Origin of the sequence: Micromonospora sp. NPDC049004, from assembly GCF_040649315.1 — a bacterium.
Taxonomy (GTDB): domain Bacteria; phylum Actinomycetota; class Actinomycetes; order Mycobacteriales; family Micromonosporaceae; genus Micromonospora.
In genome coordinates this window covers 75997-89174 of the sequence record NZ_JBEZFG010000001.1, presented here as the reverse complement: position 1 = coordinate 89174, position 13178 = coordinate 75997, and the positions used below count along the sequence as shown (strand labels likewise).

Sequence of the window (13178 nt, the reverse complement as noted above, 5' to 3'; positions counted from 1 at the left end):
AGATCCATGCCCGCCCCACCCCCAAACCGCGTTGTTAGATGGAACCGGTCGCCGGCAACCTGCCGGCCGCGCCACGCGACGCCGACTGCCCGGCTCCACCAACACGTTGGGCCGGCGATGAACGGCTCAGCCGCCCCGGAATGGCGGCCAGATCCCCTTCTGACCATCGACGACGTCGCCGCCTGGCTGGGCAAGCCCAAGAACACCCTCTACGCCTGGCACAGCCGAGGCAAGGGACCCCGCGCCATCCGCGTCGGCAACACCCTGCGCTACCAGCGCAGCGAAGTCGAACGCTGGCTCGACGAACACACCGACGCGGAGCGCTGACCCCATGGCCCGACCTGAACTACCCATCGGCACCTGGGGCAAGATCCGCATTCAAAAGCTGGAACCCAATCGGTTCCGCGCGCGAGCTCGGTTCCGCGACTACGACGGCAAGACCCGCGACATTGAGGCCACCGGTACCACCGGCCCGGCCGCCGAACGGGCGCTGAAGGTCAAGCTACGTGACCGCACCACCCCGAACGACGACGAGATCACCCGGGAGACTCGCGTCAGCAGACTCGCCGACCTGTGGATCGAAGAGATCACCACCGAAGAGCGGATCGCACCACAAACCATCCAGCGATACGAGACCAGTACTCGCAACGCGATCCTGCCTGCCCTGGGCAACCTCCGGATCCGGGAAGCCAGCGTCGGGCGCCTGGATCGGTTCCTGCGCGACATCGCGAAGGACCGGCCCTCGGCAGCCAAAGGCGCGAAAGTCGTCCTGAGCCAGATGTTCGCTCTGGCCGTACGCCACGGCGCGATCCCCACCAACCCCGTCCGCGACACCGGCCGGCTCCGTAAACCCCGCCGCACGGTCGTCGCCCTCACCGACGAAAATCTCCAAGCCGTCCGGATGGCGATCAGCGACTGGCAACGACCGACCCCCGGCAAGCCTGGACCACGGCACAGCGGCGATCTGGCGGATATCGTCGACCTGATGCTCGCCACCGGCGCCCGCATCGGCGAGATCCTTGCCCTGCGATGGGAGGACCTCGACCTCGCCGCCGAACGCCCCACCCTGACAATCTGCGGCACGCTCGTCTTCGTCAAAGGCCAGGGCTTCTTCCGCCAACCCTGGACCAAGAGCGACGCCGGCTGGCGGATGGTCGTGCTGCCCCGGTTCGCCGTCGGCATGATCATGGCCCGCAAGCTCGTCGCCGCCGACAACCCCCACGACGCGATCTTCGCCTCCCGACGCGGCACCTGGCTGTCACCCAACAACGTCCGCCGTCAGTGGCGCGAGGCTCGCGCCGACACCGACCTGGCCTGGGTCACCCCCCACACCTTCCGCAAGACCGTAGCCACCCTCATCAAGGAAGAGACCGACACGAAAAGCGCCGCAGCACAGCTCGGGCACTCCAGCGAGGAGGTCACCGCCACGTACTACATCGCCAAGCCCGCCCAAGCCCCGGACGTCTCGGACATCCTTGAGCGACTCGGCACCGACCACGGGACGCGGCAAGATCCCCCAGCCGCCTTGCCCAACGATGCACAGGGATGACGAACCTGGTTGCCGACCCCGGTAAACGGGGGGTTTTCGGGGGGCGGTTCAAAATCCCATAGACAAACTTAAAGCCCTGACCAGCATTTCCGCTGGTCAGGGCTTTTTGTCTGTCGGGACGGCCGGATTCGAACCGACGACCCCTTGACCCCCAGTTTTACAACGATTCTGTCACGCCCTGCCAGGATAGGTTGAAACGTCCTTAGAACGGACAAGCACGACGCCCGCTTATGCCGCTCCGTGCCGGTGGCATACCGCCTCATCCGCCCGTTGCGATCCCCTCGGTTACCGGGTTCGTTACCGCGGACCGTCAAGCGCTTTCCATGCCAGGCTGTCCCGACGAGCTCTTGCCTCGCGCGACCGTCAGCGGCTCCAACCTTCGAGCGGCAGAGCGAATGGGTCCCGCGAGTCTGGGCGCTCGGTGTCCTGGACTGGGTGAACCGCTATGTCGCCGGCGAACAAAGTCGGGTTTGGCATGAGATACGGCGGCTCGGCAGCCGAGTCCGTGAGTCAGCCTCCGCCCCAGACGCGCAGGCGGCGTGCGATGAGATGGCCCGTCGAGCCCGGGACAACATCGAAACACTGGTCGCGCGCCTACACCAGCAGGGCTACCGATTCCACCAAAGCGACGACGACCAGACTCCGACCGAGCCACACGCGCCACCCGGCCCCAAGGCCGAACGCACCTTCACTGGCTGGAACAGCGTCTCGGCCCACTCCCAATGGCGCTGTCCTCGTGGATCCGCATCGTGGGCGACGTGTGACTGGTCGGAACGCGCCAGTGGCCCAGCTCGGGAGCGGCCGACCCGCTCGTGCGCGAGTTAGCAGGTTTTCGCTACCGGGACAACGACATCCGCGAGTACTTCGCGGAAGAGATTGAGGCGTCGCAGGACGACCAAGACGAGCCATTCCTACTTGCCCGTTGCACCCGACCACTTCGACAAGGAAAACGTCAGCGTTGGCGGCGCCTGCGGCATCACCCTTCCCGACGCATATGCCGACGTGCACGTCGTGGGCGACGCCCGCATGCCCTGATGACCTACGGCGACCAAGCACAGTGGCGAGTCATCCGCCAGCGGAGGAAGGGCCTCCACCGCCTGTGACGGACGCCAGCGAACACCTCTCCGACTGCAACCCCGAACCACAGGCGGCGGCAGTGCTGACGCCTCACAACCTTGGGAACCATCCGTAGGTATAGGCTCCACCAGTCGCATGCCAGGCCGCCCTACGCGCTACCACCACGCGATGATCTGCGTGTTCGGCGTCGAACAGGCATCGTGGTCGACATTGGAGAGCAATGGTGAGGTTCTTCAGCACCTAACGCTTTGCAGGCATGCCCCCCAGCCGCAAACAAAGTCCCACCTATAGCACAACCGATCAGCAACTGCGAAGCACCTGCTAGCGCAGTGGGGGTTGCACACCGCTCGCGGTGTACCGCTCGCCGTCGTCACCTAGAAGATTCGCCTGCAAATCTCCGACTATATCGCCAAACTCGCGGAAAGCAATGCCCTCGAAATGACCCTTGATCTCAATAGCACCCTCGAACCATGTCATTGAAACCACGTCGCCGTTAGAGCAGGTGAACTCATAAATGGGCTGCAGACCGACCCCCGAGTTGAGCCGGCCGCCAATTGTCAACGCAGGGTTTGCATCAGCATACTGGAGCCACTCCTCGAACGTAATCGGATGCTCTTCACTGTCGAAATATTCGTCAGCTCGTGTGATGTGCAGTTCGTAGGCCATGTTACCTCCAACGGCAAATCATAGATCCAGGAGACAGGATACCGCACAGCCAGTGCTCACGGAGCGGAGCGTGCGCCGCCCCACTACGGGGCCGCGCACGCTCCGCTCCGTGAGCACCCTTAAGCGCCTCTGCTCGCGGAAGTCTATTTCACGATAACATAAAGGACCTCAACCCCGCGCTGCATACCGTAATGGTAGACATCTACCATCGCCGCGTACTGCTCACTCGAGACCGTACCCGACGGAATACCGACGATCAGCTGCCTATGCTTAATGTCGCCTTTCGCGATTGAAATATCGCCGTAAGTTTTGCCTTCGTATTTTTCAAGCTTCCGAATGTCTCGACGAAGCTCACCCTGAAGTGCCTTACCATTGTAGAAGGCTTCATGCAGAGCCTTGGTCTTGATACTAGTCGCAGTGCCGGTTGCAGCATCAAAGGCGTCGATCGTCGGATTATTAGATGTGGGCAAACCTTTCAGGCCCATCTCATCGATAATCTGGCCCTCAAGTCGATAGCCCCGCTCCCTGAACGGCAGATTCCAGGCGCCACGGCCGGCGGAAGCGTCGTCAGCATACTTGGCAAGCCCCCGGGCCGTGACTAGCGCCGACCCGATTGCACCGATCCCATGGGCAATCTTGCCACCTGGCACCGCGTCAACCGCTGTCAAGCCACAGGCAAGCTTGTCTCCCTTCAAACAGTGCGGATGACGTGTCCGCCCATCACGTGCGATTGGCAGCAGAAGCGCTAGGCGTCGGAGAATCGAAGCGGTCCAGAAGGATATCGGAACTCGGTGTCCTGCTAGTCGGTGCGGCGTTAGGCTACGCCGGCAACGTTGTTCTTGCAAATGACTACACATTCAAGAATGCGATGATTTTCGCAATACCCTTTGCCGTGGGTCTATTCTTCTATGCTTACGCCCTGGGTCAGGATTAGTACGGCAGCCGCCGTTCGTGATCACTGTTGTCGTTCGAGGTTGAGCGGCGCGTGTAGTGGGATCGTCGGGCTCGGGCATGGTGATGTCGTCGCCACTGTGACCAGTGGTAACGGTGGGTGAGGTCGCTGTTCGGGCGGATGATGCTGGTGTTGATCAGACGGTGGATCTCGTTGACGGTCAGCCTGATCAAGCTGCTGTCGGTGGGGGCGGCGGTCTCATGGGCCGCGGTGTCGGCGGCGCAGATCGCCAGGACGGCGAGAGCTGCGAGGGCGAGGATGGTGAAGCGGTGCCAGGAGTCCCAGCGGCGGACCTGGTGCTGGTCCAGACCGACCTGGCTCTTGCGGCCTGGAAGCTCTCTTCGACGGTCCACCGGATGCCGGCGACTCGGACGAGTTGGGCGGGTGTTGCTGGGCGTGGGGTCGGCAGGCCGTAGCGGCCAACTCGCTGGTGGTGCTGTTGCGGCGGATCAGGAGGCTGTGCCGGCCACCGTCGTTGGGGTCTGCGTCGGTGCACACGTCGTCGAGCCAGGCCAGTCGTATAAGCGTGGACCCTTCGATCCGGCGCCGGCGCTGCGGCGGTGCCACGCCGAGTCGGGTAGTTCGGCGGCGACTTGGTCAGCGCGGACGCGGGTCTTGCCGCCGTCGAGTGGGATCAGGTGGCTGCGGGACACCGCGAGGACGTAGCCGAGGGCGTGTTCTCGCAGGTGGGCGCGGAAGACACTGCCGTTGCCGTAGGCCTCGTCCGCGGCGGCCCACCGCACCGACACCCCCGCGTCCAGGGCCGCGGTGAGCATGTCGGCTGCCAGCTCGGAACCGCGTGGCGAACTCCACGTCGTCGGGCACTGCAGCGGCCCGACACCGATCGCGGTCGTCGGTCCACGACACCGGCAGGTAGACCCGCCGGTCGATCAAGCTTTGGCCGTCCTGAATGGCGTAGGCGAGGAACACCCCTACCTGGCACCGCCTTACGCAAGTGTCCGACGAACCAAGCGCAATGAGTCTGCCCACGCCAGTGCCCGACCTTGCCACGTCCGCGCTCGAAGCACTGCACTTCGTGGCCGGTCCCGGCGAACCCTGGCATCAAGGATGGACGATCGAGACCGACCAGGTCGAGGCGCAGCAAACCATCGACGGCCTCACCGCCATCCTCCAGGCAGCGAACTCCTAAAGACCACCAAAAACACCAGGTCGACCGAAGATCGCGAACGGCGGCTGCCGTACTGGACCCGGTGTTGCTGGCTGGTTCGGAGCTGTGCGCGGGCCTGATCGGGCCGCATCTGGAGGCGTTGATCGACGGGCTGGTCGGGCTGGCGCTGGTCGAGTGTCCACTGATGGCCCGATCGCCCGTCGGCTATCGAGTCCCCCGATCGGCGACCAAGCGGACCAGCCGGCGGAGCTGGGCGGGCTGCAGCCCAGCGATCGGGAAGATCCACTCCTGACGGACGGCGCAGATCACCTGCACGCAGACATCACCGATAGTCGTCCTCGGCGGGACAGACGCCGGGGCTACGAGACGTGGGAATGGCTGTGGTCCTGCGCAGGATTCCCAGCTCACACTGGGGACCGCGCCGCCGCTCTAGACGATCGCGCAGGTTCTCGCCGGCCAAGCCTTCGAAACATTCGATTGTACGGACTCAGCCGGCAATTTCCCGTGGGTCTCGCTCGGCCACCACGTTTGGCAGGGTGACCGGAACCGCTGGCTCCCCGACCGCTGGGAACCGCCACTGCGTCATCTCCGGCCGGCCCGGCGGCAGCACCGGCGCGAGGAGCTCGAAGAGGCGGTTCGCCTGCTCCGGGCCGTACTCGTCCCAAGTCTTCGTCGCCAGTAGCCACCAGCCGCCAGCAGCGAGCGGCTCCACCTCCACGAACGCGCCAGACGCGCGAAGCCGATCAGCACCGCCGACGCGCTCGGCCATCTCGTCGCTGACCACGGTCAGCCAACCGTAGTTGCGCAGCACCTCGCCGGGACGCTTGCGGTAGTCAGCCGAGGAACGGCTAAGCGCCACCTCCAGCGGCGTATCCGTCAGCGAACCTCGTACTGCGACGGCGACCGCCACCGGGGCAGCCAGGTCCGCCACATCGCGGACGGTCGCAAGGATCGCTCGCTCGCCGCCGGGATCATTGGCCACCGCGTCGTCGATGGTGCTGACGAGATCGATGTAGCCCTCGTCGCTGACCGCACTCACGAGGAAACTCGGTTTGTATAACCGTCCCTGCTCGTCCCTGGTCCGCGCCTCGAAGGATGCCGCGTCCGGGACCTCGCCGAGGCGACGCAGCAGCTCGTCCCACGACCCCGGCGAGTAGGTCTCCATCCACTCGCGGGGCTCCCGATACAGGTCATCGAACACCGCGGTGCTAACCGAGTTGTGCACTGTGCCGGGAGGCGACACGGGCGGGTCGAGGTCGGCCTTCGGCATCGCGCGCACGGCGGCGCCGAACGCGCCATGCAGTCGTGGCGGGCACAGCTCGAACCAGCGCCGCATCGCCCTGACCGCACGCTCGCGGTCCGGACTCACTGGCACCGTCACCATCACCGTGCAATCCTCACGCCGCCTACCAGTCATGCCCACTCCTGTCTCTCCCGCCGCCTGTCAGCCGACGAGTGCGAAGTCCGCCTGCGTCAGGACCACCGCCCCAGCCGCTCCACCACCAACGACCGCCCAGCCACCGAAGGCCACGGCAAGACCAATACCACCGGCGATGCCCCAGCTCGCCACCGGGTCCTCCCGGACACCGGTGTCCTGCGCCTTCGTGATGTGGCGTTCGGTGTCCCGGTCCGAGTCGTCAACCGCGTCGAAAGCGTCTTCGGTGTTCTGCCGCAGCTGGTGGCCTCGCGGAACCTTCTCTTTATAGTCATTGGAGCGGTAGTATTCGATGCCGGTCGCTTTCTCCTTGGTCGAGCCGGGATCGGAGTAGACGGTCACCACTTGGCTAACCTTCTGATTATTAACACCGGAGCTTGAGGTGGGGAACGGCGGTCCTGCCACCACATCCTTGGGGCCGGCGGCGGTTCGGCCACGCAGGACGTGGTTCCTAGCCCATTCTTTTCCGTGCTCCATGCTCTTATTGGCCGTGCTCGCGCTCTGCTTCTCGGCCTTAATCTCCCAAACCCAGACTTCTTGCTTCGCGCCACCGCTTTCGAGTGCGGCACAGTTCCAACAGACCAAGTCCGCCCCGGCGGAATTGCCCAGGTTCGTGGTGATCCAGGCACGGCCTTCGAACTGCCGTTGCAGGTCTAGCACCCGCAGCGCGATAGCCGTGTCATGTGCCGAGGTGCGACCCTTACCGATCGTGCTCTCCCCGAGCTCTTCCGCCAGGCGTGCCGAGGCTTCGGGGTCGCCTCCAACTGGCGGGGGCGGGGTCGACGGAGTCGGTGCGGCGGGGACGCTGCAGTCGCGATTCGGGCAGTCTTCCGGGGGAATTCGGGTGCCGGAGGGGTCGGAAAAGGTTACCGGGCTGCTGTTCGAGTAGGTGTAGCCGTTCCACTGCTGCGGATCTTTCATGTCTTGAATCGGGTCAACCGAGATGAATCGACCGACGGTGGGATCATATTCGCGCGAACCGAGATGGGTAAGTCCGGTAGCGTCGGCGTCGCCACCGATGAATCCCTTGCCGTTCGGCCAAGTGATGGCGGCTCCTCGTGAGCTGCCGAACGGGGTCTGCCGGCGCACCTGAGCAACGTGGCTGGCCGGGTTGATCGCCACCTGGCTCGTGCCCTTCGCGTCAGCTGTCAGCCAGGTAAAACCGGCCGCCACGCGCGAAGCAATTAGATTGCCGGCGAACGAATAGTAGCGGGTGGCCGTACGGGCGGAGGTAGCCGCCGTGAAGCGGATCTCCATGTTCGGCAAGTAGAGTGTCTTGCCCTTCGAGTCCCGGCTGATTAGTCGGTTGCCCTGGGCGTCGTATAGGTATGTGGTGGTACCCGCGGTGTCGGTGCTGCTGGTCAGTCGCCCCTCGCTGTCCCAGTCCATCGTCTGCGCGCCACCGCCGCTCGGCCGGGTCGTCATCTCACCGGTTTGGTTGTAGGCGTAGGCAGCCGTCGTAGCGGCCCCGGCGCCGACCGTAGTCGTCGTGGACTGAAGGGCATGCGGCTGCGCCGCCTTGGCGGCCGGGTACTTGTAGTCGGTCGTCCGGGTGGCCCCGGCGGTGCTCTGGTCAGTCTCCTTAGTCCGGTTGCCGACAGTGTCGTACTCCCAGGACAGCCAATATTTCGCGGGGCCGCCGAGCGTGCTCGTACTCGGCGCGGTCTGGCAGTCGTTGCTACCCGGTGTCCAGGCCTGGCTCATCCGGCGCAGGTAGTCGTACGTCAGGCATTGGGTGTCTGTGCTGCCTGCAGCCGCCACGTCCTTGACCTGCGTGACGTCACCTATCGCGTTGTAGGAGTACTGCACATCAGAGACGGTGTACGGAGATACGAGCTCGCGGTCGGTGCGGATCCCCGTTAGCCGGCCCGTCTCCAGCTCTCGGCTGAACGTCTGGCGGACGTGGCTGCCGGTTTTCGAGTAGAGGCCGGTGTAGAAGTCGTACTTGTCGACCTGCCCGAGTGCGTTGTAGTCGGTGTCCGCCACGTAGCTGAACTCGCTCGCGCCGTAGACGGTCGTCATGCGATTTCCCAGGCCCAGCGTCTCGTCGTACTTGAAGCTGACCGTCTCGGCGGACAGGCCGCCCTTGTCCGGGTAGCTGGAAGAGAGCACCGTGCCGTCGATGCCGTACGTCGTGTCGAAATGGTAGGTATCATTGAGCCCGGTCTCGGTGCCCGGGATGGTGATGTCCTGCCCGGTCGGCTGATACCGGTCGCTGTAGCCGGTGATCTTGATCGTGTAGGCGGCTGTTCCGGAGTAGCGGACGCTCTGGGTGAGCTGCCCCTTGGCCACCGTGTCGTATGTCCACCGGGCCCGGGCCTGCGCCTGGATCTTGTCGTCGTACAGCCCGATCTTGCGGCCGAGGACGTCGTACTGGTACGCAAGTACCTTGCCGCGTTGGTCCGTCGTTGTCAGCAGACGATCGGCGTTGTCATAGGTCGACTTGGTCTCGCCCCGGTCCGGGTCAATGCTGGAAATTCTCCGGCCGAGCAAGTCGTAGGTGTACTTCCACTCATTGCCCAGGTTGTCGGTGATCAGGTCTTGCTGGCCCTTGCTGTCATAGTGGAACGTCGTCTGCTCGTACGCGCCGGTAGGCGTGCCACCCTTGTACTGCCGGACGCTGCGGTCACGCCCTTGCGCGTCGGTGTAGGTCGAGTTGGCGGTACCGCCGAGGGGCGGTGTGACGTCGGTGTGGTCGCCGCCGTACGCGATGGTCGTGCGCCACTTCTCCTTGTTGTAGGGCTGGAAGATGGTGGCGACACCACGGCCGGCCCCGTCATAGACCACCCGGGTCTGGTTCGGTGGATAGGTCCGGTCCGTAGCGGTGACCAGTGCCGTCCCCGGCTCACCGTTGTTGTAGTAGCGGTCGTAGTCCTTGACCTTTCGGCCTGCGGTGTCGTAGAAGGTGTCGGTCAGCAGCCGGCCGCCTGACGGTGACGGCGCCTGTGTCTGCCGGGCACGCAGTAGACCGTCGTACATCGCGTAGGTGGTGACGTAGTCGCCGTTGACGTTTAGCGACGCCGTCGATACGACGTTCACCGCGTCCGTGCGCATCTGGTACGAGTAGACGATCGATGCGGTCTGCGTGTTCTTGTCCCGGCCGGGCTGCCAGACCTTGACGGTGCGGCCGAGGCCGTCGTACTCGAAGTCGGTGCGCTTGAGGTTCGGGTCGAGCTGGCTGAGCGGCTGGCCCCAGGCAGGGTCGACGGTTGCCACGGCGACGTGGTCAAGTGAGTTCGTCACGCTCGTCTGCGTGACGGGACCGTCGGTGACCGGCAGGTAGTCGGTGGTGGTCACCTTGTCGTACGGGTCGTACTGATGCCGGATCCGGCCGTGCTCGTCGTAGTCGGCCCGGGACATCTGCACATAGCTGGGTGAACCGTTGTTCCAGGCGGACATCCGTTCCGTCTTGGTGATCGCGCCGACGGTCGGCACGGCACCGAAGGCGTGCCCGTCAAAGCTGACCCGCTCGTCGGTGATTACTTGACTCTCGGACAGCGACGATGGGTTGGCCGCCTGGGCGCACGTCACCGCGAACGTCTGCTTCCGGTTGTACGCGTTCAGCAGCCAGCCATCGGTGTTGCGCGGCTCGAAACTGGTCTTCGTGCACGACTCGTCACCGGTTACTCCAAGATCACCGGCGTCATCCACGGCTACGACCATGCCACGGCTGTCGAAGACGTTGCGGTAGCCGCTGACCCGCGTCCCTCGGCCGCCGTCGAGCGCGACCCGATTGTAGGTCGCCAGAATGCTGACGAAACGGGCCTCGACGGTGTCGTTGTTGATGGTGCGGGCGGCGGTCACCGCCGACTGCCACGGCTCGACCACCGTGCGGGAGACCTCGGCCCCGCCTGGCCCGTTGTTGACGATGGTGTCCCGGACGGTGCCCGAGAACGCGTCCTCGTCGTTGACCGTCGGCACTCCGGCCCCGGTGATGGTGACGGTCCGTTTACCGGAGGGCAACTTGTCGCCGTGCATGCCTTGGAAGTATCGGGTCGTGGTCGAGCTCTGCTCGCCCGCGTCACCGTCGACTACGGTGACGGCACGGTAGCCACGCCAGTCGGACCAGGTCTTGTCCTTCGGGTCGATCAGTCCGTCGTCGTCGTCGTAGTGCCAGGCGGGGTCCTCGTAGGTGTAGTTGTGCACGACCCGGGGGCTGCCATTGGGCGGCACTCCGCCGGTCTGATCGATTTCGTAGACGGTCTTCACGACGTACTTGTGGAAGTAGTCGGTGATCGGGTCCTTGAGCCCTTCTGGAGTCCAACGCACCGGGTAGCACCGAAGCGTGTTCGCCGACGGCTCGGTCGGTACCTTGCTGCCGGCGACGCACTCAGGGTCGGAGTAGGTCACGTTGATCGTGCCACCGGCCTCGGTGCGGATCTTGGTTAGACGCATCCAGTTCATCGCCGGTGAGTGGTCGATGGTGTCGACCCGGTTGCTCAGCTGAACCCAACTGAGCTCGACGTCCGGCATGGGCTCGAGGTCCGGCTTGGTGCTGGTGCCTTTGGCCAGGCCGACGTGCGAGATCCGCTCGAGCCACATGCCGGCCCGCGTCGTGTCCCCCGGGTCTGGGAAGGAGTGGCTGAGCGTCCAGCGCTCCACGTCACGGTATCCGCTGCCGTTGCGGACCTGGGTGGTCACCGTAGAGAGCCGCTTTTCTGACCAAAAAGTCGGTTGGTAGTGCGTACAGGGTGACTTGGTGCACTCCTGGTCCCATGGGGTGTCCGGCCAGTGCGCGGCGTCGTGCGTCGAGCAGGAGGACAGGCACCGATTGTCGACGCCAATCGTAATCTGCTGCGGGGAACTGGTTGTGAAGATGTTGTCCTTGCCGCTGATCTGCCGGGTGCCATAGTTGATGCGGGTCAGGTGACCACCGCGGATGTAGTCAGTGGCGTCCGCGTCGGTGAAGTTGCGGGCGTACTTGTTGGTCTCCGTGGAGTACCAGTAGGAGCCGGTGTTACCCCGCAGGTCAACGATGTAGTCGAGGTTCCACCTCCAGCCCTGCTGACACCACGAGTCCTTGAACTCGGCGGCGTAGCACTTGTCGTTCGGGTCGTTACCGAAGACCGGGACCGTCCAGGCGGACTGGGTGCGCTGCGATCCGGCCCCGGGCAGCTTGTTCAGGCCAAACCACCACTGGAGTCCCTCCGGCGTGGTGACCAGCCAGTGCTCGCCGTCGTCGTCACCGTTGTCCGCGCCGACACGCCGCTCAACCTTGGTGCCATCGTCGTTGCGTAGGTGCCAGTACTTGTCGGTGGCGTTGTAGATCAACTCGCCGGAATGACCGGCCAACGACAGCGTCGCGTTGTCGGTGGCCCAGCAGAGGTCGTTGGTCTCTTTGTCGTTGTTGTTGTGATCACCGTCCATGTCGTCAGCACAGCTGCGGTAACGCCGCTCGATGAAGCCGGGCCACGCCTCGAAGCCTTCGCCGACCCAGGACGGCTGGTTGTTGCTGGCCGCGTGCCGGCCGTCCACAGACTGGGATGAGTAGGAGAGCGCAATTGATGGTGCCGGGCCGCCGAGCGAGGGCGGCACGTGCATCGGGTAGTCCCACGAGAAGTTGCCCGAGTTGCCACCGGCCGACCAGGCCGAAGCGGCCGACAAGGAGGTGGCCGCGAAACTGCCCGCCTTGCCGGACGCGCCCGCATCGAGGGCGACCAGCGTGGTGGCGGCGCTCGCCGTGACGGTGGCGCTGACCGTTCCCGCCTGGGAATCGTTCTTGCTGGGCAGTGGAGTGCCGATGCAGCCGGCCCTGCCGGGGGTAATAAGTGCGCAGGCCGGGAGGCTGACCAGGCGCAGACGGTTGGCCCAGTCCCCGCCGTAGGCCGTGCGGAATGACTGGTAGCCGACGCTCACGTCGACACTGCCCGGGGTGGTCGTGCCGTCGGTGCGGCGTATATCGAGCAGAATGCCCCGCACGCCGGCCTTATCGGTTGCGGCCCGGTCGTAGACGGACACCCTGACCTTGTTCGGCCCGGCAGCCAACTTCGCACCCGAGATCGGACGGACGGTCACCGGAAGGGTGCCCGCTCTCGCGGTGAGCAGGGCGGTGCCGGTCAGATCAAATTCCGCGGCACCGGCCGCCGGCCAGCTTGGCGCCGGTTGGGCGGAGGCGGGCTTGCCACCCCGGGGAGCAGTGGCCGGAGTGGACTTCACCTCCTTGACCGGCACGCTGGCGACCGGCTTGGCTGGCGGCTTCGACGCGGCCGTCGAGGTGGACGGTGGCCTCGGCGTGGCCGCCAGGACCGGCTGCGACATCGATAACAAGAGCGCTGTGGCGAGTACCGCCGCGACCACCGCCCGCAACCGGCCAGGCCGCCGTTCGTAGCACAGGTATTCAAGGATCTCGTGGTGGTTCACCAGGATCAGC

The 13178-nt window shown here is 64.9% G+C and carries 9 protein-coding genes and 2 pseudogenes; 3 read left to right on the top strand and 8 right to left on the bottom strand.

All coding sequences use genetic code 11. From position 1 onward, the window contains the following. Positions 1-117: 117 nt before the first annotated feature. Positions 118-327 (top strand): helix-turn-helix domain-containing protein, encoded by a 210-nt coding sequence (locus tag AB0B97_RS00355; RefSeq protein WP_357489333.1) that lies wholly within the window; start codon positions 118-120, stop codon positions 325-327. Between the two features lie 4 nt (positions 328-331). After that, positions 332-1549, top strand: coding sequence for a tyrosine-type recombinase/integrase (locus AB0B97_RS00350; protein WP_357489332.1), 1218 nt, complete (start codon positions 332-334; stop codon positions 1547-1549). 1398 nt (positions 1550-2947) lie between these two features. Here the strand turns inward: AB0B97_RS00350 and AB0B97_RS00345 are convergent. From AB0B97_RS00345 to AB0B97_RS00325, 5 genes and pseudogenes are all read right to left on the bottom strand, one after another. After that, positions 2948-3292 carry a hypothetical protein gene (locus tag AB0B97_RS00345; protein WP_357489331.1) on the bottom strand — a complete coding sequence of 115 codons (345 nt, stop codon included), beginning with the start codon at positions 3290-3292 and terminating at the stop codon, positions 2948-2950. Between the two features lie 143 nt (positions 3293-3435). Next, entirely contained in the window at positions 3436-3960 is a 525-nt protein-coding gene (locus AB0B97_RS00340) for a hypothetical protein (protein WP_357489330.1), read from the bottom strand. Positions 3961-4222: 262 nt separating this feature from the next. Continuing rightward, positions 4223-4597 carry a hypothetical protein gene (locus AB0B97_RS00335; RefSeq protein ID WP_357489329.1) on the bottom strand — a complete coding sequence of 125 codons (375 nt, stop codon included), beginning with the start codon at positions 4595-4597 and terminating at the stop codon, positions 4223-4225. Between the two features lie 96 nt (positions 4598-4693). Next, positions 4694-5020, bottom strand: coding sequence for a hypothetical protein (locus AB0B97_RS00330; protein WP_357490636.1), 327 nt, complete (start codon positions 5018-5020; stop codon positions 4694-4696). Positions 5021-5102: 82 nt separating this feature from the next. Next, positions 5103-5234, bottom strand: a pseudogene (locus tag AB0B97_RS00325) (hypothetical protein); the annotation flags it as partial. On the opposite strand from AB0B97_RS00325, the gene AB0B97_RS00320 reads away from it, so the two are divergent. Continuing rightward, positions 5200-5394: a hypothetical protein gene (locus AB0B97_RS00320; protein ID WP_357490634.1), complete on the top strand. Its 195-nt coding sequence runs from the start codon at positions 5200-5202 to the stop codon at positions 5392-5394. The pseudogene AB0B97_RS00325 and the gene AB0B97_RS00320 sit on opposite strands and share 35 nt — an antisense overlap. A gap of 148 nt (positions 5395-5542) precedes the next feature. Here AB0B97_RS00320 and AB0B97_RS00315 read toward each other — a convergent pair. From AB0B97_RS00315 to AB0B97_RS00305, 3 genes and pseudogenes are all read right to left on the bottom strand, one after another. Next, positions 5543-5688: pseudogene (locus tag AB0B97_RS00315) on the bottom strand (IS5/IS1182 family transposase); the annotation flags it as partial. A 172-nt stretch (positions 5689-5860) separates the two neighbouring features. Continuing rightward, entirely contained in the window at positions 5861-6760 is a 900-nt protein-coding gene (locus AB0B97_RS00310) for a hypothetical protein (RefSeq protein ID WP_357489328.1), read from the bottom strand. Between the two features lie 57 nt (positions 6761-6817). Continuing rightward, positions 6818-13168: an RHS repeat-associated core domain-containing protein gene (locus AB0B97_RS00305; RefSeq protein ID WP_357489327.1), complete on the bottom strand. Its 6351-nt coding sequence runs from the start codon at positions 13166-13168 to the stop codon at positions 6818-6820. Positions 13169-13178 lie beyond the last annotated feature (10 nt).